The 20718-nt window shown below is 70.2% G+C and carries 25 protein-coding genes and 1 pseudogene; 16 read left to right on the top strand and 10 right to left on the bottom strand.

Annotated features, from left to right (window positions below; translation table 11 throughout):
* The 3 genes from ACZ6H8_RS00455 to ACZ6H8_RS00445 form a co-directional block, all read right to left on the bottom strand.
* A partial coding sequence (locus ACZ6H8_RS00455) for a Na+/H+ antiporter NhaA (protein WP_464143355.1) occupies positions 1-685 on the bottom strand: 685 nt, incomplete at its 3' end.
* 136 nt (positions 686-821) lie between these two features.
* Complete coding sequence (locus tag ACZ6H8_RS00450; RefSeq protein WP_464143354.1) at positions 822-1310, bottom strand: RidA family protein; 489 nt, start codon at positions 1308-1310, stop codon at positions 822-824.
* Positions 1311-1397: 87 nt separating this feature from the next.
* Positions 1398-2918, bottom strand: a complete 1521-nt coding sequence (locus ACZ6H8_RS00445; RefSeq protein ID WP_464143353.1) for a SulP family inorganic anion transporter — start codon at positions 2916-2918, stop codon at positions 1398-1400.
* A gap of 195 nt (positions 2919-3113) precedes the next feature.
* On the opposite strand from ACZ6H8_RS00445, the gene ACZ6H8_RS00440 reads away from it, so the two are divergent.
* Positions 3114-3476 carry a MerR family transcriptional regulator gene (locus ACZ6H8_RS00440; protein WP_464143352.1) on the top strand — a complete coding sequence of 121 codons (363 nt, stop codon included), beginning with the start codon at positions 3114-3116 and terminating at the stop codon, positions 3474-3476.
* A gap of 57 nt (positions 3477-3533) precedes the next feature.
* Here ACZ6H8_RS00440 and ACZ6H8_RS00435 read toward each other — a convergent pair whose 3' ends face one another.
* Genes ACZ6H8_RS00435 through ACZ6H8_RS00425 form a run of 3 tightly spaced genes read right to left on the bottom strand, consistent with a single transcriptional unit; the run spans position 3534 to position 5526 of the window.
* Complete coding sequence (locus ACZ6H8_RS00435; RefSeq protein ID WP_464143350.1) at positions 3534-4148, bottom strand: response regulator transcription factor; 615 nt, start codon at positions 4146-4148, stop codon at positions 3534-3536.
* Positions 4145-5284, bottom strand: coding sequence for a sensor histidine kinase (locus tag ACZ6H8_RS00430; protein WP_464143349.1), 1140 nt, complete (start codon positions 5282-5284; stop codon positions 4145-4147). Before ACZ6H8_RS00430 ends, ACZ6H8_RS00435 begins: the two co-directional genes overlap by 4 nt.
* On the bottom strand, positions 5281-5526 hold the full coding sequence (locus ACZ6H8_RS00425) for a hypothetical protein (protein ID WP_464143347.1): 246 nt from the start codon (positions 5524-5526) through the stop codon (positions 5281-5283). Before ACZ6H8_RS00425 ends, ACZ6H8_RS00430 begins: the two co-directional genes overlap by 4 nt.
* Before the next feature lie 111 nt (positions 5527-5637).
* Here ACZ6H8_RS00425 and ACZ6H8_RS00420 point away from each other — a divergent pair, with 111 nt between their 5' ends.
* From ACZ6H8_RS00420 to ACZ6H8_RS00385, 8 genes are all read left to right on the top strand, one after another.
* On the top strand, positions 5638-6300 hold the full coding sequence (locus ACZ6H8_RS00420; RefSeq protein WP_464143346.1) for a hypothetical protein: 663 nt from the start codon (positions 5638-5640) through the stop codon (positions 6298-6300).
* A 14-nt stretch (positions 6301-6314) separates the two neighbouring features.
* Complete coding sequence (locus ACZ6H8_RS00415; protein WP_464143345.1) at positions 6315-7202, top strand: lysostaphin resistance A-like protein; 888 nt, start codon at positions 6315-6317, stop codon at positions 7200-7202.
* A 143-nt stretch (positions 7203-7345) separates the two neighbouring features.
* Positions 7346-7714 carry a GntR family transcriptional regulator gene (locus ACZ6H8_RS00410; RefSeq protein WP_464143344.1) on the top strand — a complete coding sequence of 123 codons (369 nt, stop codon included), beginning with the start codon at positions 7346-7348 and terminating at the stop codon, positions 7712-7714.
* Positions 7707-8555: an ABC transporter ATP-binding protein gene (locus ACZ6H8_RS00405; protein ID WP_464143342.1), complete on the top strand. Its 849-nt coding sequence runs from the start codon at positions 7707-7709 to the stop codon at positions 8553-8555. The genes ACZ6H8_RS00410 and ACZ6H8_RS00405 overlap by 8 nt, the downstream gene beginning before the upstream one ends.
* A complete protein-coding gene (locus ACZ6H8_RS00400) occupies positions 8552-9190 on the top strand; it encodes an ABC-2 transporter permease (RefSeq protein ID WP_464143341.1) in 639 nt (212 codons plus the stop codon). Before ACZ6H8_RS00405 ends, ACZ6H8_RS00400 begins: the two co-directional genes overlap by 4 nt.
* Positions 9191-9217: 27 nt before the next feature.
* A complete protein-coding gene (locus ACZ6H8_RS00395) occupies positions 9218-9421 on the top strand; it encodes a hypothetical protein (RefSeq protein ID WP_464143340.1) in 204 nt (67 codons plus the stop codon).
* A 74-nt stretch (positions 9422-9495) separates the two neighbouring features.
* Entirely contained in the window at positions 9496-9855 is a 360-nt protein-coding gene (locus tag ACZ6H8_RS00390; RefSeq protein ID WP_464143338.1) for an ArsR/SmtB family transcription factor, read from the top strand.
* Positions 9839-11053 (top strand): MFS transporter, encoded by a 1215-nt coding sequence (locus tag ACZ6H8_RS00385; protein ID WP_464143337.1) that lies wholly within the window; start codon positions 9839-9841, stop codon positions 11051-11053. Before ACZ6H8_RS00390 ends, ACZ6H8_RS00385 begins: the two co-directional genes overlap by 17 nt.
* A 63-nt stretch (positions 11054-11116) precedes the next feature.
* Here ACZ6H8_RS00385 and ACZ6H8_RS00380 read toward each other — a convergent pair.
* Positions 11117-11479, bottom strand: a pseudogene (locus ACZ6H8_RS00380) (DUF933 domain-containing protein); the annotation flags it as partial.
* A gap of 51 nt (positions 11480-11530) precedes the next feature.
* Here ACZ6H8_RS00380 and ACZ6H8_RS00375 point away from each other — a divergent pair.
* Together ACZ6H8_RS00375 and ACZ6H8_RS00370 are read left to right on the top strand one after the other, a co-directional pair.
* Positions 11531-11755: a hypothetical protein gene (locus ACZ6H8_RS00375; RefSeq protein ID WP_464143336.1), complete on the top strand. Its 225-nt coding sequence runs from the start codon at positions 11531-11533 to the stop codon at positions 11753-11755.
* A gap of 271 nt (positions 11756-12026) precedes the next feature.
* Positions 12027-14105 (top strand): ATP-binding protein, encoded by a 2079-nt coding sequence (locus ACZ6H8_RS00370; protein ID WP_464143334.1) that lies wholly within the window; start codon positions 12027-12029, stop codon positions 14103-14105.
* Between the two features lie 324 nt (positions 14106-14429).
* Here ACZ6H8_RS00370 and ychF read toward each other — a convergent pair whose 3' ends face one another.
* Positions 14430-15503: a redox-regulated ATPase YchF gene (ychF, locus tag ACZ6H8_RS00365; protein ID WP_464143332.1), complete on the bottom strand. Its 1074-nt coding sequence runs from the start codon at positions 15501-15503 to the stop codon at positions 14430-14432.
* 87 nt (positions 15504-15590) lie between these two features.
* Between ychF and ACZ6H8_RS00360 the strand changes: the two genes are divergently transcribed.
* Both ACZ6H8_RS00360 and ACZ6H8_RS00355 read left to right on the top strand, forming a co-directional pair.
* Positions 15591-16652, top strand: coding sequence for a GNAT family N-acetyltransferase (locus ACZ6H8_RS00360; protein ID WP_464143331.1), 1062 nt, complete (start codon positions 15591-15593; stop codon positions 16650-16652).
* Positions 16653-16724: 72 nt separating this feature from the next.
* On the top strand, positions 16725-17423 hold the full coding sequence (locus tag ACZ6H8_RS00355; protein ID WP_464143329.1) for a DsbA family oxidoreductase: 699 nt from the start codon (positions 16725-16727) through the stop codon (positions 17421-17423).
* 108 nt (positions 17424-17531) lie between these two features.
* On the opposite strand, the gene ACZ6H8_RS00350 is transcribed toward ACZ6H8_RS00355, so the two are convergent.
* Both ACZ6H8_RS00350 and ACZ6H8_RS00345 read right to left on the bottom strand, forming a co-directional pair.
* Complete coding sequence (locus ACZ6H8_RS00350) at positions 17532-17924, bottom strand: PPOX class F420-dependent oxidoreductase (RefSeq protein ID WP_464143328.1); 393 nt, start codon at positions 17922-17924, stop codon at positions 17532-17534.
* The gene (locus tag ACZ6H8_RS00345; protein ID WP_464143327.1) at positions 17921-18319 is read right to left on the bottom strand and encodes a VOC family protein; all 399 of its coding nucleotides are present in this window, start codon (positions 18317-18319) and stop codon (positions 17921-17923) included. Before ACZ6H8_RS00345 ends, ACZ6H8_RS00350 begins: the two co-directional genes overlap by 4 nt.
* Before the next feature lie 101 nt (positions 18320-18420).
* Between ACZ6H8_RS00345 and ACZ6H8_RS00340 the strand changes: the two genes are divergently transcribed.
* The 3 genes from ACZ6H8_RS00340 to ACZ6H8_RS00330 are packed head-to-tail and all read left to right on the top strand — an operon-like array spanning position 18421 to position 20712.
* The gene (locus ACZ6H8_RS00340; RefSeq protein ID WP_464143326.1) at positions 18421-19170 is read left to right on the top strand and encodes a YqjF family protein; all 750 of its coding nucleotides are present in this window, start codon (positions 18421-18423) and stop codon (positions 19168-19170) included.
* A gap of 53 nt (positions 19171-19223) precedes the next feature.
* Positions 19224-19493: an acylphosphatase gene (locus tag ACZ6H8_RS00335; RefSeq protein ID WP_464143325.1), complete on the top strand. Its 270-nt coding sequence runs from the start codon at positions 19224-19226 to the stop codon at positions 19491-19493.
* A 43-nt stretch (positions 19494-19536) separates the two neighbouring features.
* A complete protein-coding gene (locus tag ACZ6H8_RS00330) occupies positions 19537-20712 on the top strand; it encodes a VOC family protein (protein ID WP_464143324.1) in 1176 nt (391 codons plus the stop codon).
* Positions 20713-20718: the final 6 nt, after the last annotated feature.

The following is a 20718-nucleotide window of genomic DNA, read 5'->3' as shown; positions in this document are numbered from 1 at the left end:
TCGCGTGGCCGCCCGACTCGTGCCTGAGCGTCCCCGCGACGGCCGCGACGGGCAGCAGGATCCACCAGCGCGCCCACCGGGTGCGCACGAGGAGCGCGAAGACGGCGACCGACGCGACGGCGCCCAGCAGCGCGACGATGCTGATCGACGCGGTGTAGAACACGGCGATCACCACGATGGCGAGCAGGTCGTCGACGACGGCGAGCGTCAGCAGGAACGTGCGCAGCGGCACGGGGAGCCCTCGGCCGAAGACGGCGAGGATCGCGAGCGCGAAGGCGATGTCGGTCGCCGTCGGGATCGCCCATCCGGTGAGCGCGGAGTCGTCGCCGGAGATCAGCACGATGACGGTGAAGATCACCGCGGGCGTCACCATGCCGCCGATCGCCGCGAGCACGGGCACGGCCGCCTGCCTGGGGTGGCGAAGGCTGCCTGCCGCGATCTCGTGCTTGAGCTCGACGCCCACGACGAAGAAGAAGATCGCGAGGAGGCCGTCTGCCGCCCAGGTCGCCAGCGACAGGTCGAGGTGCAGCGCGGCAGGGCCGACGACCGTCGCAGACAGGTCGGCGTAGCCGTCGCGCCACGGGGAGTTCGCCCAGATGAGGGCCGCTGCGGCAGCGATGAGGAGGAGTGCGCCGCTCGTGGTCTCGAGGCGCAGCGCGGCACCCAGACGGGCGCGGCGGGTCATGGGGCTGTCCATAGGGTTCTCTCGGTCGGAACCGCTGCGTGCACCGCAGCGAGCCGACCAGGCTTCCCGGCGCACCAACGACCAGTCTAACCCAGCCCTGCCGGTTCCCACAGGGGCACGGCAGGGCCGTGGTGGGCTACGCGGCGTGCGTGAGCGCGGTGAGCTCGATCGCGACGGGCGCACCACCCGGCAGCGAGACGACGCCGTGGATGGTGACGGCGGGGTGGTGGTCGATGCCGAACACGTCGTCGACGAGCGCGAGGGCGTCGTCGAGGACGGTGCCGTAGTCGAAGGTCGTGGCGTCGACGGCGACGTGCGCCGTGACGTGCAGGACGCGTGCGACCTGATCGAGGCCGCCGGCGGCGTCTGCGACGGTGGCGAGCGCGTCGATGGTGGCGATGCGGGCGAGGTCCGTCGCGGCGACGACGGGGATCGTCTGCTCGGCGTAGCCGCCGACGCGACCGACGCGGCCGGTGGTGGCGAGCGTGCCGTCGACCGCGGGTGCGATGGCGCCGGTGCGAGCGATGCCGTCGTGGATGGTGACGTTGCTGCCGACGGTGGTGGGCAGCTCGACGCCGATGCTCGCGAGTCGCTCGGTGGGGCGGGGTGCGGTGATGGTGGTCATGGCTTCTCCTTCGTGAGGTCGGTGCCTGTGCGGCGGTGATGTCTGCGTGGCGCTGGTGCCCGCGTGGCGATGGTGGGTCCGAGGCGTCTAGTGGCCGCTGCCCAGGTTCCCGGCGAGCTTGGAGCGCATGAGCACGCTCGCGTCGTTGAGCCCGTGGAGCTCGACGGTCTTGCCGTGGTGCTCGTACTTCGTCTCGATCGCGTCGAGCGCGGCGACGGTGGAGGCGTCCCAGATGTGGGAGTCGGCGAGGTCGATCACGACGCGGTCGGGGTCGTCGGCGTACTCGAACTGGGTGGTGAGGTCGTTGCTGGAGGCGAAGAACAGCTCGCCCTGCACGCGGTAGTGAGCGGTCTCGACCCCGTCGCGCTCGCCGACCGTGCGGTCGACCTGCGCGAAGTGCGCGACGCGGCGAGCGAAGGCGACCATCGCGGTGACGACGCCGATGAGGACGCCGATCGCGAGGTTGTGGGTCGCGACGACCGCGACGACGGTCACGACCATGACGATCGTCTCGCTCCACGGCATGCGCCGCAGGGTGCGCAGGTGCACGCTGTGCCAGTCGAACGTCGCGACCGACACCATCACCATGACCGCCACCAGCGCCGCCATGGGGATGAGGCCGACGATGTCGCCGAGGCCCACGACGAGCACGAGCAGCAAGACGCCTGCGAGGAAGGTCGAGACCCTCGAGCGTGCGCCGGAGGCCTTGACGTTGATCATCGTCTGGCCGATCATCGCGCAGCCGCCCATGCCGCCGAAGAGGCCCGAGAGCACGTTCGCGACGCCCTGGCCCCACGACTCGCGGGTCTTGCTCGAGTGGGTGTCGGTGACCTCGTCGACGAGCTTCGCGGTCATGAGCGACTCGAGCAGGCCCACGAGCGCCATCGCGATGGCGTAGGGGGCGATGATGCCGAGCGTCTCGAGGTTCAGCGGCACGTCGGGGAAGAAGAGCTCGGGCAGGCTGCTGGGCAGCTCGCCCTGATCGGCGACGTCTGGCACGCTCCAGCCGAACAGGACGACGGCGCCGGTGAGCAGCACGATCGCGACGAGCGGTGCGGGGATGACCTTCGTCAGCCTCGGCATGAGCACCATGACGGCGATGCCGACGGCGACGAGCGGGTAGACGAGCCACGGCACGCCGAGCAGATACGGCACCTGCGCGGTGAAGATCAGGATCGCCAGCGCGTTGACGAAGCCCACCATGACGCTGCGCGGGATGAACCGCATCAGCCTCGCCACGCCCAGCACCCCCAGCAGCACCTGGATGATGCCGGCGAGGATGACGGTGGCGATGAGGTAGTCCATGCCGTGCTCCCGCGCGACGGGGGCGATCACCAGTGCGATGGCGCCCGTCGCGGCGGTGATCATCGCGGGGCGGCCGCCGAGGAACGCGATCGACACCGCCATCACGAACGACGAGAACAGGCCGACTCGGGGGTCGACGCCGGCGATGATCGAGAACGAGATCGCCTCGGGGATGAGGGCGAGCGCCACCACGAGACCTGCGAGGGCCTCGCGGGTGAAGAGCCTGGGGTTGCGCAGCACGGCCAGAACGGACGGGTCGTCGCGAGAGCGAGCGCGATCGAGCGCTCGAGCACCGATGGGCATGGGGGTCCTTCCGAAGTCTGGGGGCGCGGCTGATGGCCGCGACGAGGGAGACGTCTGCGATGCGCGGCGTCGCGCGGCAGTCTGCGCACCAGAGGGGCGACAATGGACTGCGAGGGTCGACCGCTTCGGCCGACAGACGAAACCCTACACTAACGTCAGGGTTGATTTGAGATGGACGGACTCATGGACGATGGCATGATGCACATCGGCGAGCTGGCCGAGCGCACCGAGCTGTCCCTGCGCACCCTTCGCCACTGGGACGAGGTCGGGCTGCTGCGTGCATCCGGCAGGACCGAGGGCGGCTTCCGCCTCTACTCCCTCGACGACGAGCAGCGCGTGCTGCTCATCCGCCGCATGAAGCCGCTCGGCTTCACCCTCGAGGAGATGACGGAGCTGCTCGAGGCGCTCGACGCCTCCCCCGGCGACCCCATGGCCGGCATGGATGCGTCGCGCAGCGCCTACTTCCGCGAGGAGACCGTGCGGCGTCGCGAGAAGATCGCCAGGCAGCTCGCGGCGGCGGACGAGTTCCTCGCGCTCATCACGACGCCGCGGGACTGATCGAGCTGGTCGCGGAGGCGATCCGCACGGACCTCCTCGCCTGCACGCCTCGCGTCCTCACAGCCAGCCGCGATCCCTCGCGACGCGGGCCGCCGCATGGCGCGTGGCGGAGCCGGTCTTCTGCATCGCGGTCGAGAGGTAGTTGCGCACCGTGCCCGGTGCGAGGTGCAGCCTGCGCGCGATCTCCTGCACCGCGTAGCCCTCCCGCGTCTCGCGGAGCACGTCGGCCTCGCGCTCGGTGAGGGGCGAGTCGTCTGCGACGGACGCCTCGAGCACGTCGTGGGCGATCCACCGGCGCCCTGCGTGCAGCGTGCGGATCACCTCGGCGATCTGCTCCGGCTCCGCGCTCTTGCTCATGAACCCGAGCACTCCCGCCCGCAGCGTGCGGCGGAGCACGCCGGGACGAGCGTGCCGGGTGAGCATGAGCACGCGCTGCTCGGGTCGCTGCGCCATGATCGCCGCGACCGCCTCGAGCCCATCCATCCCCGGCATCTCGAGATCGATGACGACCACGTCGGGCCGCTCGCGCAGCGTCGCCTCGACCGCAGCGGCGCCGTCGGCGGCGTCGGCGACCACCTCGATGCCGTCGTCGAGCGACAGCAGCGCGGCGAGGGCGGTGCGCAGCAGGTGCTCATCGTCGGCGAGCACGATGCGGATCGGCTCCGAGGTCATCGCGTGGGCTCCTGATCGACGGCGGGAGGGTCGAGGTCGATGCGCGCCTCCACGACGAACGCGCGCGCGTGCCGCTCGACCCGCAGCTCGCCGCCGGCCTCGCGGACCCGATCGCCGAGACGGGCGAGGCCGCGCAGCGGCGATTCGGATGCGCCGGCCACCCCGTCGTTGGCGATCCGCACGACGCCTCGCGACGCCGCGATCGTCACCGTCGTCGGCTGCGCGTGCCGCAGCAGGTTCGTGGTGGCCTCGCGCAGCACCTGCGCGAGGAGCGGATGCGCCGACTCCGCAGCACCCGCCTCGACCTCCGCCTCCACCGCGATGCCGGCTGCCTCGCAGAGCCGCTTCGCGTTCTCGACCTCCGCCGCGAGGCTCAGCTCGTGGCGCGCGTACGCGAGCGCGCGAGTCTGCGCGATCGTCTCGTCTGCCAGGCGTCGGATCTCGTCGACCTCGGCCATCGCACGGTCGGGATCGTCACGCAGGACGCGGCCGGCCAGCGTCGCCTTGAGCTTGATGGCGTGCAGCGAATGCCCATGGATGTCGTGCAGGTCGCCCGCGAAACGCGCCCGCTCCCTGGCGATCGCGAGCTGGGCCTCGGTCTCCTCCGCGGCATGCAGACGGCGGACGATCAGCCATGCCTGCTCGCTCGCGATGATCACGCCCGCGATCGACAACGTGCCGACGGCGGGCGTGAGCAGGTATCCGGCTGCGAGCGTCCACGTCGCCGGGCGGAAGGCGAACGAGAGCGCGCCGAGTGCTGCGACCCCGAGGGCGAGGCCGACGGTCCACGCCGCCCGGTGCCGCGTCCGCGCCAGCAGCAGGGCGCCGACGAGAGCGAACGGCACGAAGCTGATCGGACTGGAGGCGGTGAGCGCGCCGACGCACCAGCAGGCCGCGGTGAACATGCACGCGAAGACCGAGCGACGCGGGTAGCCGTCGAGGCTCCACTCGCGGAGCACGCCGAGGGTCAGCAGGTACCCCACCGCCACGACGATGCCCTCCCACCAGGACTCCGCCGTCAGCACCACCCCCAGGACGCTCAACGGTGCGATCGCAGCGATCGCCGTGAGCATCGCCGAGCGACGCATCCGCGCGTCGGAGGCGGCGTGGTCGCGCAGACGCTCGCCGCCGGTCATGTCGACCTCGCCGCCTCGCGTCGCGAGATGGCCCGCCCGACCGGGACCTTCGCCACGAGCGCCGCCACCAGCACGCCGAGCGACACGTGCTGCAGCACCGGGCGGTCGAGGAAGAACCCCGTGACATGCGACGGGAGGGTCATGAACAGGCCGAAGTCGAAGTGGAGGAAGCCGACGTAGGCGAGGAACACGGTCACGGACAGCACGATGATGGCGTTGAGCACGATGTCGAGGGGCTTCATGGTCTGCCCACCGTCGCGGGCGCGGACGACGGGCGGTAGTGACAGGGTGTCATGCCGTTCGGTGACACGGCGCCACTGCATCGTGCCGCCGTGCTGCGATGCGATGGGGGCATGACATCGGCACCTGCACCCGTGGACGAGCGAGCCGCCATCCCGCTGTGGCGGCGACCGCTGCGCGTCGTCCGTTCGAATCTGCGCGCGTACCTGCTGCTCAACCTCGCGGCGTACGGGCTCCTCGCGATCGGGCTCGTCATCGGGATCCTCGCCCCGGAGCTCAACGCGGCGCAGTCCGCGTCGCTGGAGGACGACGGCACCGGCGACCTCGTGCGCAGCCTCGTGAGCACCCCGCCGCTGTTCGCGCTCACGATCCTCGCCGTCAACGTCGTCAGGCTCAGCCTCGCCACCATCGTGCTGCCCTCGCTCGTCGTGCCCTTCGCCGGCCTCGCGCTCTTCGGCTGGTGGGCGGTCGAGACGGGCATCACGCTCGCGCCGACGACCGCCGAGGCCGGCGTGGCGCTCATCCCCCACTCCCTCACCATCGTCATCGAGATCCAGGCGTACGTCCTGCTGCTCCTCGGCGCCTTCCTGCTCGGGCGGTACTGGATCAGCCCACGCAGCATCGGGGCCGCGAACCGTCGACAGGCGTACGTCCGCGGGCTGCAGCGCATCGGACTGCTCGCGCTGCCTGCGCTCGCGCTGCTCATCGTCGGTGCGGTCTGGGAGGCGTACTCGCTGCGCTACCTCGTGCACCCGCTCGGCGAGCTGCTGCTGTGAGCGGGGCGAAGCGCATGCACCCTCCGCGCACCGTGCACCCCGAGCCGCGCCCGTTCGGCGCCCACCTGTCGATGCGGTGGTGGGTGCCGATCGCGATCACGCTCATCGTCGTCGCTGCGACCTACGGACTGCAGCTGCTCCTCAGCCTCGCCGCCGGCGCCGTCGAGATCTCGCTGCTCGACAAGGACCCCGAGGATGCGACGCTCACGCCGCTGACGTACGTCGCGACGAACCTGGCCATCATCCTCATCGCTCCGCTGACGATCGCCGCGCTCGCCACGATGGGCCGGATCCCGTGGCGCAGCGTCCTGTCGATCGGGCGAGGGTTCCAGTGGCGCAGCCTCGCGCGGTATCTGCTCGTCTTCGCCGCGCTGCTCGGCGTGGCGAACGTGCTCGTGCAGATCCTGCAGCCCGCTCCCCCGTCGGCGTTCGCGATCTCGGGCACCACCATCGCGCTGCTCGCTGCCGTGCTGCTCACCACACCGCTGCAGTCGGCGGCCGAGGAGCTCACGTTCCGCGGCGTCCTCACCGCGTCGTACGCATCCTGGATCCGTGCCGCCCGCCCAGCCCTCGTCGTCGGCATCGTGCTGTCGACCGCGCTGTTCGCGCTCCTGCACACCAGCGCCGACCCGTGGATGGTGCTGCACTACCTCGGCCTCGGCGGCAGCACCGCCGCGATGGCCGTCGTCGCTCGCGGCCTCGAGCCCGCCATCGCCTTCCACGTCGTCAACAACGTGCTCGCGATGGGCATCGGAGCGCTGCTGTCGAGCGGCGGTGGGATCGGGCAGGACCGCTCGGCAGGCGCCGCAGGCCCGTACATGCTCGTCTTCCTGGCCGCCGAGGTCGTGGCCGTGCTCGTGGTGTGGCTCGTGGAGCGACGCGCGTCCCGACGCGGGGGCTGACCCCCTAGCGACCGCGGACGTCGGCTGCTGCGACGCACTCCCCATCGACTCGCGCCCACGCCACCGCGCTCGCGTAGGCTTGCACTGTTCTGGTGTTCGGGTGTTATGGTGTTGTAGTACAGATGGAGCAGCGGATGCAGGTGGTGATCTCGACGAGTGCCTCGGTGCCGATCTACGAGCAGATCAAGACGCAGGTGCGTTCGGCGATCCTCTCGGGAGATGTCCCACCGGGCGCGACCCTGCCGTCGCTGCGACAGCTCGCGGCGGATCTGCGGGTGAGCGTCATCACGGTCACCCGCGCGTACAACGACCTGGTCGTCGAGGGACTCGTCCGCAACGACCACGGTCGCGGATTCGTGGTGCTCGACGTCGACCCCGGCGTCGCCGCGGGTGCATTGGAGGAGCGGGTCGCCGCCGCGCTGCGCGAGCTGCGGCTCGCGGCACGCGACGCACGCATCGACCTCGAGGCCATGCACCGCCGCCTCGACGAGACATGGAGGACACATGACTGACGACATGGTGCGGATCTCGGATCTGCGCATCGCACGGCCGGCCTTCGAGGTCGGCGACATCACGTTCACGATCCCGCGCGGCTCCGTCGTGGGGCTCGTGGGCCCCAACGGCGCGGGCAAGACCACGCTCATCCGCGCGCTCCTGGGGCTCCTGCCCTCCGATGCGGGCACGATCGAGGTGCTGGGGCACGCTGCCGGTGCGAACGCGGCGCTCGCGAAGACCGGCATCGTGCTCGACCAGCCCACCGCGGCGGGCGACTGGCGCGTGCACTCGCTCGGCCGCCGCCTCGCACCCTTCTACCCGGACTGGGACGACGCGCTGTTCGCCGAGCTCATCGCGCGATTCGACGTGCCGACGAGGCAGCGCGTCAGCGAGCTCTCCCGCGGGCAGGGCGTGAAGCTCTCGCTCGCATCCGCGCTCGCGCAGCGTCCGGAGCTGCTCGTGCTCGACGAGCCCTCGAGCGGCCTCGACCCCGCGTCGCGCCGCGAGGTCGGCGACGTCATCCGGCAGTTCATGGTCGATCCGCAGCACGCCGTGCTGTTCTCGACCCACATCACGACCGACCTCGACGCGTTGGCCGACGACCTCATCGTGCTCGTCGGCGGCAGGATCGCCCACCGCGGCACCCTCCTCGACGTGAAGGACGACTTCGCGATCGCGCGCGGCACCGGCTCGGTGCCGGACGGCACGCTCGGCGCGCAGCGCACGGGCGAGCGGTGGTCGGCGCTGATCCGCTCCGAGGACTCCCCGCACTTCGGCCCCGAGGTCGTGCTCGACGAGGCGACGATCGACGACATCATCATCCACCTGGCAGCCGAGCACGAGGAGGCAGCGGCATGAGCTTCGCATTCACCCGATTCGACCTGATGTCCTGGGTCCCCAGGAAGCAGACCCTGCTGCCGCTCGCCCTCGTCGTCGTCGTCGCCGCCGTGCTGCCGATCCCGGGGATGGCGATCGCCGCAGCGGCGCTCGTCACGTCGCTCATGCTGTCGGCGCCGTTCCTCGGCGACGAGCGCGACCGACTCGACACGCTGTACGGCGTGCTGCCGATCTCGCGGCAGTCGATCGTCGTGGGACGAGCGCTGTCGATCCTCGTCTACGGCGCGGCCGCGATCGCCGTCGCGACGGCGGCGACGCTGGTCGTGGCGGCCGTCCGCGACACCGCCGTCGTCCCCGAGATCCTGCTGATCGCGTTCGCCGCGGCGTTCGCGATCATCGGCCTCTCCGTCGGCGTGCAGCTGCCGGTGCTGTTCCGCGTCGGTTACTCGCGCGGCCGATTCATGGTCTACGCCCCCACGATCCTCATCGCCGGCGGCGCATGGCTCGGCCAGGCCCTCGGCGTGCTCGGCGACGCGACGTTCGCGGCCCTGTCGATCGAGCTGATCGTCGGCGTCTGCGTCGCGATCGGCGTCGTCGGCATCGTCGTCGGCACCGCCGTCGCCGCGCGTCTCTACGCGACGCGCGAGATCCGCTGACCCGCCCGAGGGTCGAGAGAGGTCATCATGAACGAACGCCGCAACTCCCGCCTGTTCCTGCTGAGCGTCATCGTGCCGCTCGCTGCCATCTGGCTCGTCCTGCGCTTCGTCTTCGACGTCCCGATCGCGATCATCACGGTCGTGGTCACGGTGATCGCCGTCGCGACCGTGGTGGTCTGGAACCGTCGAGCGCGGCGCGCCCGCGAGGCGCGCCACGACGTCGAGCGCTGACGATCGACCGCCGCGGGCGACGCGTGGCCACACGATGACGCGGACCATGGCTCGATGCATGCAAGTATCTGCGTATGCGTGCAGAGAGCGATGGAACGGTCGAGCGGGTCGAGCTGGCGGTCGAGGTGTTCGCGATGCTCGCGGACGTCACCCGCGTGCGCATCCTGCTCGCGCTCCGCGACGGTGAGCAGTCGGTTGGCGACCTCGCGATCGCCGTCGATCGATCGGCGCCGGCGGTGTCGCAGCACCTGGCGAAGCTGCGTCTGTCGCGCATGGTCCTCACCCGCCACGAGGGCACCCGCATCCACTATCGACTCGCCGACGATCACGCCAGCGAGCTCATCGCCGTCGCGATGCATCAGGCCGAGCACATCCTCGGCGTCGCATCCCGGCACGACCCCGTCATCGAGCCAGCGGATGCCGACCGTGCGTGAGGTGCTGCGCGATCGCGCGTATGCGCAGCTGTTCGCTGCGCAGATCGTGGCGCTGCTCGGCACGGGGCTGCTGACCGTCGCCCTCGGCCTGCTCGCGTTCGACCTCGCCGGCGGGGACGCCGGAGTCGTCGTCGGCATCGCCCTGACGATCAAGATGCTGGCGTACGTCGGCGCCGGCCCGGTCCTCATCGCGCTCACGAGTCGCATTCCGCGGAAGACGCTGCTCGTCGTCGCCGACGTCGTGCGCGCCGCGATCGCGCTGCTCCTGCCGTTCGTCACGGACGTGTGGCAGATCTACGTGCTCATCTTCGTGCTGCAGTGCGCGTCCGCGACCTTCACGCCAGCGTTCCAGGCCGTCATCCCGGAGATCCTGCCCGACGAGCGCCAGTACACGCGGGCGCTCTCCCTGTCGCGCCTCGCCTACGACCTCGAGGCGCTGGTGAGTCCGGCGATCGCGGCCGCCCTGCTGACCGTCATCAGCTCCTCGAACCTCTTCTTCGGCACCGTCGCCGGCTTCATCGTCTCCGCGACGCTCGTCATCGCGACGCGCTTCCCGACCATCACCGCGGATGCCCCATCGCCGTTCCTCGAGCGGCTCACGCGCGGCGTGCGAGTGTTCGGCCGCCATGCGGAGCTCCGGGCGCTGCTCGCCCTGAACCTCGCCGTCGCAGCGCCCACGGCGATGGTCATCGTCAACACCGTCGTGCTCGTCCAGGACGACCTCGGCCGACCGCAGCCAGACGTCGCGATCCTGCTCGCCGCATACGGCGCTGGGTCGATGCTCGTCGCGCTGGCGCTTCCCCGGCTCCTCGACCGCATCGCAGAGCGCACGGTCATGCTCGCGGGCGCGGCCGCCGTCGGGGCAGCGCTGCTCGCGATCGCCGGCGTGCTGATCGTCGCGCGCGACCCTGCCTGGATGCTGCTGCTGACGCTGTGGGCGATGCTCGGCGCCGGCAACGCAGCCATCCTCACCGCCGCACCGCGCCTCGTGCGCCGCAACGCGTCGACGAGCGAACGTCCAGCCGCGTTCGCAGCCCAGTTCGCCCTCTCGCACGCGTGCTTCATCGTCACCTACCCACTCGCCGGCATCCTCGGAGCCAGCATCGGGCTCGGATGGACCGCACTCCTGCTCGGCGGCGTCGCGATCGCTGCGACCGCAGGAGCGACGACGCTGTGGCGCAGCCGCGTCCCCGCGTAGAGCGCGAGCGTCCCGACGGTCGCCGACCTGGGATCCGGGCCGAGCGGGGACGTCGCGCCCGGGTCACACGTTGAAGCGGAACTCCACCACGTCGCCGTCGACCATCGTGTAGTCCTTGCCCTCGATGCGCACGCGGCCCTTGGCCTTCGCCTCGGCCATCGAGCCCGCCGCATCCAGGTCGTCGAACGAGACGACCTCGGCCTTGATGAAGCCCTTCTCGAAGTCCGTGTGGATGACGCCGGCCGCCTGCGGCGCGGTCCATCCCTTGCGGATCGTCCAGGCGCGCGACTCCTTCGGACCCGCCGTGAGGTAGGTCTGCAGGCCGAGCGTGTCGAAGCCGATGCGAGCCAGCTGGTCGAGGCCCGACTCGTCCTGCCCGAGCGACTGCAGCAGCTCGAGCGCCTCGTCGGGCTCGAGGTCGACGACAAGGCGGCCCGAGCGAAGCAGGTCATCGCGATAGACGCTGTGTTCGTCGAGATGCACGCCGGCCTCGACGAGCAGGCCGAGGACGGCTTCACCTTCTCGACGCTGTTCGACGACGGCACCGCCTCCGGCGTGCCGTTCTCGGTCGCGCGCGGCATCATCGTCTGGACCATCGAGTCCGTGCAACAGGCGGGCGCGCAGATCGCCGTCGCCGGCAGCGCGATCTACAGCGCGCCTGACGACGGCGCAGCCGCCGTAGCGCTGCGGGCCACGCTCTAGACGGACTGATCCGAGTCGGGCGAGCTCGAGCGCTGGAGCTCACCTGCGGCTAGACGCACCGCGCACCGCCGCACGCGAAGCGGAACTACACCGCGTCGCAGTCCGCGTTTCCAGAGAGCCAGAATCTCCACGACACGGCTGCCTCAACTGGCGGAGGTTCGTCCGCTGACGACTCGCCGACTTCCGGGGAACCAGGAAAACCGATCAGGTGACAAACTCATGTAGTTGCAGCCGCTCCGAGCTCAGCGAGTCGCATGCCAGAGGACAGAGAATGCGCCTGAATAGTCTGCTTGTTTCAAATCTTCGCGCGGTCGATCGCTTCGAGGTCGATGATCTAGGCAGTTTCGTGATGATTGCTGGCCAGAACGGTTCTGGTAAATCATGCGTCTTCGACGCGATTCGCCTTCTTAAGTCCCTGTACGGCGGCTATTCAGCAAACGAATACCATCAGTGGTTTGGCGAATTTGCGATTAACTTGCAAGACCGACGCGCGCTCCGCCCGATGTTTCGGGATCCCACTCGACCACTCGAGGTCCGTGCTCAGCTCGAACTCGCCGAGTCCGAGCACGCCTATATCCTGGAAAATCTTGAAGAGTTGGCGTTTCCAGTGGCTTGGCAACAGGTGACAGGTCAGCCGGTCGACCACTGGAGCTTCAACCGCGTTTCGGTGGCCACCCAGGTCGCTGCATTTAAACCACAAACCGATGCCATCATCGCCGAGATAAGGGCAGCAGTCGAGGGCGTTGGCAGAACCCAAGAACTGGCCGTCCAAATTCTTCCAAGCGGCGAACTCAGTCTGCAATCCTCCATGATCTCTCAACTCGCCTTCCAGACGTACGCTCCAAGGAATCTGGGAACTGTTGAGTACCATAGCGCCTCCCGCGCCTACACGCGTCAGGACGTAGGGGGAATCAACCTCGACAAGCGGACTTTCGAAGATCAGAGACGCCAGTCAGGCCTGTACAATTGGCAGGCGAAGTACCAGAATGTGAAGAGCGAGCTCGCTTCGAGCTACATTCGCGACCTTATTGCAAAGGAATCCGGTGCGTCACGCGACCCGGGCGAAAGTGTCAATGAAACTCTTTCAGAGCTGTTCCGGACCTTCTTCCCGGACAAGACGTACAGTGGTGTGCAGCCCCTCGAGGGCGGCAGCCTGGAATTCCCCGTTCTGGTTCCCGGTGGCGGGTCGCATGACATCGACGACCTGAGCTCCGGCGAAAAGGAGATTCTCTACGGCTATCTTCGTCTGCGCAATGCAACCCCACGTGGATCGGTGATCCTTCTCGACGAGCCTGAATTGCATCTGAACCCGAGCCTGCTCCACGGTTTCGCGGATTTCTATTACAGGCACCTCGGAGTTGCACAAGACAATCAACTATGGCTCGTGACCCACTCGGACACTCTCCTACGCCAAGCCGTAGGAAACGCCAATTACCGAGTCTTCCACATGACTCCGGCTTCGGCTAGCGGCGGGAGCGTAAATCAAGCGAATGCCGTACATTTGGACGACGACCTGGATCGGGCGATCGTTGATCTCGTCGGGGATCTTGCAGCATATCGCCCCACAGCCAAGGTGGTGATTCTTGAGGGTAGCGGACAGGGCAGTGATGGCTTCGACGTAACGGTCGTTCGCCGCCTCTTTCCTGACGTCGCCAAACGCGTCAACCTGGTGAGTGGAGGTTCAAAGACCCGTGTTCGCGGCCTCTACACGCTGCTTGCGTCCACGGCTGACCAACTAGGCGGCGCTAATCGTTTCTACAGCATCACGGACAGGGACCGGGACCCAGTCTCGGATCAGCCGCATATGAAGCAGTGGGATCGCTATCACATCGAGAACTACTTGATGGAGCCCGTGTTCGTCCGTCAAGCGACTCGAGCTCTGACCGGGTCGGATCCCTTCAGCACAGACGAAGACGCATCCGAGGCTCTCCGCCGGGCCGCGCTGGAGCTAGTTGACGAGATCGCGGTCAAACTAGTTCGAACGCGCATCAATGAGCGGGCAATTAACGCACTCAGTCTCGGCGCGGAGGCATCATCGACTCAGGCTGCGTCTCAATTGTCAACATCCCTGGCGAACAGTGCTTCTCGTCTTTCTGAGCTCAGCCGCGAAAACACCAGTGACGCCGTGGGCCATCTTCTGGCCGCAGAACGCCAGCGCCTGGCCGACGCGTGTGAGTCCGAGCGCTGGCTCGCCGAGTTCCCGGGTCGCGACATCCTAAAGCGCTTCGTGCGCGATCACGCCAACGTGAAGTACGAGGCTTTCGTCAACCTCATTCTTGATCGCATGGCGGAAGCGAACTTTCAACCACCCTCGATGAGGGATGCGCTTTACGCGATAGTCGACGATTGACGGAACACGAGTTGGCGCGTCGATCGTCCGCAAGGATCCATGAGGAGTCCCCCGCCTGCCGGATCAGTCGCCTCCCATCTTCCCCGCGGACCTAGTCCACTGCGGAAGGTCTCCACGGACCGCCTCAATGCTGCGACTTGCTGGGGGTTTCCATCAACCACTACTACCGATCGAATCGCGGTGAAGCCTCGCCAAAAGCAAGCGCTTCGGGTGACCAGCTACATGGTCAATGGAGCTCGAGCCCGACCCTGCGGATGCCGACCCCTTTCGGCACGTCGGGTGTCCGCCTTCAGCGGCCACTTCAGAAACACCCGAGGGCGTCGCTCACACGTTGAAGCGGAACTCCACCACGTCGCCGTCGACCATCGTGTAGTCCTTGCCCTCGATGCGCACGCGGCCCTTGGCCTTCGCCTCGGCCATCGAGCCCGCCGCATCCAGGTCGTCGAACGAGACGACCTCGGCCTTGATGAAGCCCTTCTCGAAGTCCGTGTGGATGACGCCGGCCGCCTGCGGCGCGGTCCATCCCTTGCGGATCGTCCAGGCGCGCGACTCCTTCGGACCCGCCGTGAGGTAGGTCTGCAGGCCGAGCGTGTCGAAGCCGATGCGAGCCAGCTGGTCGAGGCCCGACTCGTCCTGCCCGAGCGACTGCAGCAGCTCGAGCGCCTCGTCGGGCTCGAGGTCGACGAGCTCCGACTCGACCTTCGCGTCGAGGAAGACGGCCTTCGCGGGCGCGACGAGCGCCGACAGCTCGGCCTTGCGTGCGTCGTCGGTGAGCACCGCCTCGTCGACGTTGAACACGAACAGCATCGGCTTGGCGGTCATGAGGCCGAGCTCGCGCAGCAGCGTCAGGTCGACGTCGGATGCCGACAGCAGCTCGCCGGCGTCGAGCACGGCCTTCGCCTGCTCGGCGGCGGCGAGCACGGCGGGGTCCGCCTTCTTGCCGCGCACCTCCTTCTCGAGGCGTGTGATCGCCTTCTCGAGCGTCTGCATGTCGGCGAGGGCGAGCTCGGTGTTGATCGTCTCGAGGTCGCTCGCCGGGTTCACGGCGCCTGCGACGTGCACGACGTCACCGTCTGCGAAGCCGCGCACGACCTGCGCGATCGCGTCGGCCTCGCGGATGTTCGCGAGGAACTGGTTGCCGAGCCCCTCGCCCTCGCTCGCGCCCGCGACGATGCCGGCGATGTCGACGAACGAGACGGTCGCGGGGAGGATCTTCGCGGATCCGTGGATCTCGGCCAGGCGCTCCAGGCGCGGATCGGGCAGCTCGACCACGCCCACGTTGGGCTCGATGGTCGCGAACGGATAGTTCGCCGCCAGCACCGAGTTCTTGGTGAGCGCGTTGAAGAGGGTGGACTTGCCCACGTTGGGGAGTCCGACGATGCCGATGGTGAGTGCCACGAGCCTCGAGCCTACCGGCGACGCCGCGACCGGCCGTCCAGGCCGCCGCGCCTGCGACGCCCGTGCCGTGCGCGAGAGGATGGCGGGATGATCGCCGCATCCGCGACCCACGTCCTGCCAGACGGCTGGAGCACGCGCGCACCGGAGCCAGCCGACGTCGACGCGCTCGTGCGCGTGCACGCCGACGCGCTCGCCGCCGCAGGCAGGCCCGCCCCCGGGGATCTCGCGCACGAGGCCGCGCGCATCGCGGAGCTCGTGGCGGGGCCGAGCTCGTGGACGCGCAGGCAGCTCGTCGCAGGGCCCCACGGCGAGCCGCCCGCAGCCTGGGCCAGCGTGCACGACCGCGCAGCCGGCCGCACCATCGTCACCCTCGAGATCGGCCGCGAACGCCCCGAGGTCGCCGACCGGGTCGCCGACGCGCTGCTCGCGTGGGCGGCGGAGGCGGCGGCGGGCATCGCGAGGCTCCGCGGGCTCGACGCCACCCAGCTCGACGCGAGCGCCCACAGCGGCGATGCCAGGCAGCATCGCTGGCTCGAGCGCGCCGGCTACCGGCACGTGCGCACCTGGCTGCAGATGACGCGACCCGTGACCGCAGCCGACGCCCCAGCCCCCGCGCCCCGCCCGGGCGTGACGGTGCGACGCGTCGCGACCTCGCCGTCTGGCATCCCCGTCGCCGCAGACCTGCAGGCCGTGCACCTCGTGCTCGAGCGCTCCTTCGCCGACCACTTCAACTCCTACCGCGAGTCGTTCCCCGAGTTCATCGCACGGCTGCGCGAGGACCCGGGGCACCGCTGGGACCACTGGTGGCTCGCAGAGGTGACGATGGACGACGGCAGCGTGCTGCCAGGCGGGGCGCTCGTCGCCTCCGCGTCGCCCGCGGCCGCAGACGGCACGCGGGGCACCTACGTGGAGTACATCGGCGTGCACCGCCGTGCGCGCGGACGCGGCGTCGCGAAGGCGCTGCTCGCGGCCGTGCTCGCCGACGCCGCCGACCGCGGACGCGCATCCGTCGCCCTCGAGGTCGACCGCGACTCCCCCACGGGCGCCGACGGCCTGTACCGCGCGCTCGGCTGGGACACGGCGTACGAGACGCAGTCGTGGCACGCGGAGGCTGCCGTCGACCTCGACGAGGAGCCGGGCACGCACTGACGCGCAGCGCGCATCGACACGCCGCCCCAATGGCGAGGAATACTCACAGCATCGTTCGCGTTGGATGAGGGCATGCAGGTTGAGATCTGGTCCGACATCGCGTGCCCCTGGTGCTACATCGGCAAGCGCCGCTTCGACGCAGCCCTCGCGCAGTTCCCCCACCGCGACGCCGTCGAGGTCACGTACCGCTCCTACCAGCTCGACCCGACGCTGCCCGAGCACTACGACGGCACCGAGGCCGAGTACCTCGCCGCCGCGAAGGGCATCCCCGTCGAGCAGGCCGAGCAGATGTTCGCCCACGTCTCGCAGCAGGCCCGCTCGGTGGGTCTCGCCTACGACTTCGACGCGCTCGTCGTCGCCAACAGCATGCGTGCCCACCAGATCCTGCACCTCGCGAAAGAGCACGGCGTGCAGTCGGAGGTGAAGGAGGCGCTGCTCGCGGCGCACTTCGAGCAGGGCCGCGACATCGCCGACGCCGGGCTCCTCGAGTGCATCGCGTCGGCCGAGGGCGTGCCCGCCGACGCCGTGCAGCAGGAGCTCGCCACCGGATCCCGCATCGCAGCGGTGCAGCAGGACGTCGCCGACGCGCGTGCCCTCGGCATCCAGGGCGTGCCGATGGTCGTGCTCGACCGCACGTACGGCGTCTCGGGCGCTCAGCCGACCGAGGTCTTCCTCGACGCGCTCACCCAGGCCTGGGCGGCGAGCTCGCCGCTGCAGACCGTGGGCGCCTCGGCCGACGGCGAGGTGTGCGGGCCAGACGGCTGCGCGTAGCCGCTGCTCGCGCTCGGCCGGGCGCGAGATGACGCTGAGCGGCCACTCGGGGGGAATGCTCCCTCGAGCGACCGCTCAGCGTCACCTCGTGCACGCCGGACGGCGCCGCTACCCCACGCGCACGCGCGTCGGCGTGACGCGCGCGATCTGCCGCAGGTGCCCCTCGTCGTCTGGCGGCAGCGGCTCGCCGTCGTACTTCACCGCGAGGCGCGTCGCGAGCGCCGACGTCGGATCGTCGACGAGCTCGACCGTGCCCCGCACCTCGAGGAAGTGCTCGGGATCGACGCGCGAGGTGATGAGCACGCTGACCCTGGCGTCGCGGCGGATGTTCTGCGTCTTGCGCAGGTGCCGCTTCATCGGGATGAGCAGCGTGTCGCCGTCGCGCCCCACCCACACGGCGGTCACCTGCGGCGACCCGTCGGGCTCGATCGTCGCGAGCGCGGCGACGTTGGGCTCGTCGAGCAGGTCGGCCGCCTGGTCGGGGATGCGGACGCCGGTCATGCGGCGCCCTCGGGGTCCTGCGTGCGCTCCATGATGCCGATGACGTTGCCTGCGGGGTCGGTCGTCCAGGCGATGTCGGGCCCGCGACCGGCGCCGTGCACGATGCCGCGCTCGTCGTGGTGGAACCCGTCGTAGCGGAGGATCTCGGCGCCGCGCGCGACCACGTCGTCGATCGCCGTCGGCAGGTCGGGCACGACGAGGTTCAGCACGGTGAACGCCGCGGGCTCGTGATCGGGTCTCGGGTAGACGAGCACGCTCGCGCCGCCGGGCAGCGCGAGGAACAGCATGCCGCCTGCGTCCTTCACGACGAGGCCGAGCACCTCGCGGTAGAAGCGCGCTGCGGCATCGGTGTCTGGCACGGCGAAGCCGCTGAATCCCTCGATGTAGTCGGGCATGGACCACCTCCTGCACCGAGCCTGGCGAGGCGGTCCGGTCGTCGCAACAGGTTGCGCCCACAGCGTGCGCGGCGCCGCAGCCGCGGTGGGACGATGGCACCGTGGCGCCCCCAGCACCCCTCGACGTGAGCGTCGAACCACCGCCGCTCGGCGGCCCTCGCATCCTGAGCCAGCGCTGGAGCGACGTCGTGTTCGTGCACTGGCGCATCGACGCGTCGCTCGTGGCACCCCATCTGCCGCCCGGCTGCGAGCCCGACGTGCACGACGGCAGCGCATGGGTCGGCCTCGTCGCGTTCGGCATGTCGCGCAGCGCGTTCCTCGGCGGCCCGCCCGTGCCGTGGCTCGGCGACTTCCCCGAGGTCAACGTGCGGCTGTACGCCATCGACGGCGCCGGGCGGCGCAGCGTCGTGTTCGCGAGCCTCGACGCCGAGCACCTGCTGCCGGTGCTCGTCGCCCGCGTGGGGTTCGGGCTCCCCTACCGGTGGGCGGCGATGCGGCAGGGGCGACGCGGCGATCTCGTCGCCTACCGCACGCGGCGCCACGGCGACCCGGATGCGCGCTCGCATCTCGTCGTGCGCGCGCTGCGGGAGGGTGATGGCGAGCCCGCACGCGTGGCCGAGCCGCTCGCGACGTTCCTCACGGGCAGGTGGGGCTTCCACGAGCGGCACCTCGGGGCCACGATCTTCTGCAGGAACGAGCACGAGCCGTGGCCGCTGCAGCGCGCGGAGCTCGTGCACCTCGACGACGGTCTGCTCGCCGCGGCGGGCTTCGACGGCGTCGCCGAGCGCGAGCCCGACAGCGTGCTGTTCGCCTCCGGCGTGTCGACCCGGTTCACCCTGCCTCGCGCGTGAGGGTCGCCGCAAGCGCTTGCGGGCACGTCGGGCGTTCGGCCTATCGTCGAGGCATGGCGATCCGCAAGGTGGTGACGGTGCACGGCACGGTGCAGGGAGTCGGGTTCCGCTGGGCTGCGAAGGCGGAGGCCGAGCGGCTCGGCGTGGGAGGCAGCGCCCGCAACCTGCTCGACGGGTCGGTCGAGGCCGTCGTCGAGGGCGAGCCCGACGCGGTCGAGGCCATGCTGGCGTGGCTGCAGCAGGGCCCGCCGTCGGCAGCCGTGACCGGCGCCGACGCCGTCGACGACGAGCCGCGCGGCGCCGCGACCTTCACGATCCACTGACGCACGAGCCACGCACGCACGGCCGACGACGAGGGAGTCGACGATGGACGAGACGTGGCGCACCATCGACGAGCGGCTGCACGCCTGGTACGAGGCACCCTCGCACCGCGCGGGCGCGGAGCTCGCAGCGCGCATCGTGGCGTCGGCCGGTCGCCTCGTCGACGTCGACGTGCGCGCGCGCGGCGTGCGCGTGCGGCTCGATCGCGACGAGGTGGGGCTCGCTCCCTCGATCGACGCCGCAGCGCGCGAGCTCGGCCTCTCGCCCGCGCCGTCGAGGCTGCAGTCGCTGCGCATCGTGATCGAGACGCCGAGCGTCGACGCGCTCGCGCCGTTCTGGGCGCTCGCGCTCGGCTACGGCCGGCACGCGACCGACGCCGGCGAGCTGCTGGCCGATCCGTGGCGCCGCGACCCACCGGTGCTGCTCGTGCACGACCGCGAGGCACGTCCGCTGCGCGAGCGCATGCACGTCGACGTCGTGCGCCCCGCGGCGGCGGTCGCGGCATTCGGCGACGCGACGGGGCCGGCGTCCGGACCGTTCGGCGTCCGCCGCAGCGACGCAGACGGCAACGAGATCGACGCGGTGCCCGGCGACCCGCTCGAGGGCGCGACCGACTGGTGGACGCTCTTCGCGGCCGTCGCCCGCTACGCCGTGCCCTCGGCCGAGGCCGCGTGCGAGCTGGTGCGCACCGCTGCGCGGCTCGCCGACGAGGCGGGCGAGCGGCTCGGCATCGACCTGCGTCCTGGCTCCGTCACGCTCGACGGGGGCAAGGATGCGTGGGAGGCCGACGGCGCGGCCCGGCCCGCGTTCGTCGCCCTCGCCGCGGCCATCCAGCACGCAGCGCGAGCGGCGGGCGCGACGACGCTGCACGGCGGGCTGCGGTTCGTGCAGCTGGGGCTCGACGCCGTCGACGTCGCAGCGTCGCGCGCGGTGTGGCGGGCGATCCTCGCCAGCGAGCACGACCCGCGCGCGCACGTCACCGACCTCGTCGACCCGCTGGGCATCGGCCACGTGCTGTTCCTGCAGGAGATGGACGCCTCGGAGCACGAGCGGCGCGCGCAGCGGCCGCGCATCCGCCTCGACGTGCTCGTGCCGGTCGACGCCGTCGCGCAGCGGGTCGACGCCGTCGTCGCGGCAGGCGGTCGCGTGCTCGAGCAGCGCGACCACCGCACGGTCGTCGCCGACCCCGAGGGCGCGCTCGCGACGTTCGTCGCCGGCTGAGCGCGG

The sequence above is a fragment of the Agrococcus sp. AC640b genome, from assembly GCF_979255995.1.
The sequence above is the reverse complement of the archived record's forward strand: the minus strand, read 5'-3'. Positions and strand labels throughout refer to the sequence as shown.

What these genes read in the sequence shown, in the direction of transcription:
- ACZ6H8_RS00370 (WP_464143334.1), top strand. Translation starts at nt 12,027, where the DNA reads ATGCGCCTGAATAGTCTGCTTGTTTCAAATCTTCGCGCGGTCGATCGC.
- ACZ6H8_RS00420 (WP_464143346.1), top strand. Translation starts at nt 5,638, where the DNA reads ATGACATCGGCACCTGCACCCGTGGACGAGCGAGCCGCCATCCCGCTG.
- ACZ6H8_RS00405 (WP_464143342.1), top strand. Translation starts at nt 7,707, where the DNA reads ATGACTGACGACATGGTGCGGATCTCGGATCTGCGCATCGCACGGCCG.
- ACZ6H8_RS00435 (WP_464143350.1), bottom strand. Translation starts at nt 4,148, where the DNA reads ATGACCTCGGAGCCGATCCGCATCGTGCTCGCCGACGATGAGCACCTG.
- ACZ6H8_RS00395 (WP_464143340.1), top strand. Translation starts at nt 9,218, where the DNA reads ATGAACGAACGCCGCAACTCCCGCCTGTTCCTGCTGAGCGTCATCGTG.
- ACZ6H8_RS00450 (WP_464143354.1), bottom strand. Translation starts at nt 1,310, where the DNA reads ATGACCACCATCACCGCACCCCGCCCCACCGAGCGACTCGCGAGCATC.
- ACZ6H8_RS00375 (WP_464143336.1), top strand. Translation starts at nt 11,531, where the DNA reads ATGCACGCCGGCCTCGACGAGCAGGCCGAGGACGGCTTCACCTTCTCG.
- ACZ6H8_RS00430 (WP_464143349.1), bottom strand. Translation starts at nt 5,284, where the DNA reads ATGACCGGCGGCGAGCGTCTGCGCGACCACGCCGCCTCCGACGCGCGG.
- ACZ6H8_RS00385 (WP_464143337.1), top strand. Translation starts at nt 9,839, where the DNA reads ATGCCGACCGTGCGTGAGGTGCTGCGCGATCGCGCGTATGCGCAGCTG.
- ACZ6H8_RS00360 (WP_464143331.1), top strand. Translation starts at nt 15,591, where the DNA reads ATGATCGCCGCATCCGCGACCCACGTCCTGCCAGACGGCTGGAGCACG.
- ACZ6H8_RS00415 (WP_464143345.1), top strand. Translation starts at nt 6,315, where the DNA reads ATGCACCCTCCGCGCACCGTGCACCCCGAGCCGCGCCCGTTCGGCGCC.
- ACZ6H8_RS00335 (WP_464143325.1), top strand. Translation starts at nt 19,224, where the DNA reads ATGGCGATCCGCAAGGTGGTGACGGTGCACGGCACGGTGCAGGGAGTC.
- ACZ6H8_RS00345 (WP_464143327.1), bottom strand. Translation starts at nt 18,319, where the DNA reads ATGCCCGACTACATCGAGGGATTCAGCGGCTTCGCCGTGCCAGACACC.
- ACZ6H8_RS00390 (WP_464143338.1), top strand. Translation starts at nt 9,496, where the DNA reads ATGCGTGCAGAGAGCGATGGAACGGTCGAGCGGGTCGAGCTGGCGGTC.
- ACZ6H8_RS00440 (WP_464143352.1), top strand. Translation starts at nt 3,114, where the DNA reads ATGATGCACATCGGCGAGCTGGCCGAGCGCACCGAGCTGTCCCTGCGC.
- ACZ6H8_RS00445 (WP_464143353.1), bottom strand. Translation starts at nt 2,918, where the DNA reads ATGCCCATCGGTGCTCGAGCGCTCGATCGCGCTCGCTCTCGCGACGAC.
- ACZ6H8_RS00330 (WP_464143324.1), top strand. Translation starts at nt 19,537, where the DNA reads ATGGACGAGACGTGGCGCACCATCGACGAGCGGCTGCACGCCTGGTAC.
- ACZ6H8_RS00350 (WP_464143328.1), bottom strand. Translation starts at nt 17,924, where the DNA reads ATGACCGGCGTCCGCATCCCCGACCAGGCGGCCGACCTGCTCGACGAG.
- ACZ6H8_RS00425 (WP_464143347.1), bottom strand. Translation starts at nt 5,526, where the DNA reads ATGAAGCCCCTCGACATCGTGCTCAACGCCATCATCGTGCTGTCCGTG.
- ACZ6H8_RS00400 (WP_464143341.1), top strand. Translation starts at nt 8,552, where the DNA reads ATGAGCTTCGCATTCACCCGATTCGACCTGATGTCCTGGGTCCCCAGG.
- ACZ6H8_RS00355 (WP_464143329.1), top strand. Translation starts at nt 16,725, where the DNA reads ATGCAGGTTGAGATCTGGTCCGACATCGCGTGCCCCTGGTGCTACATC.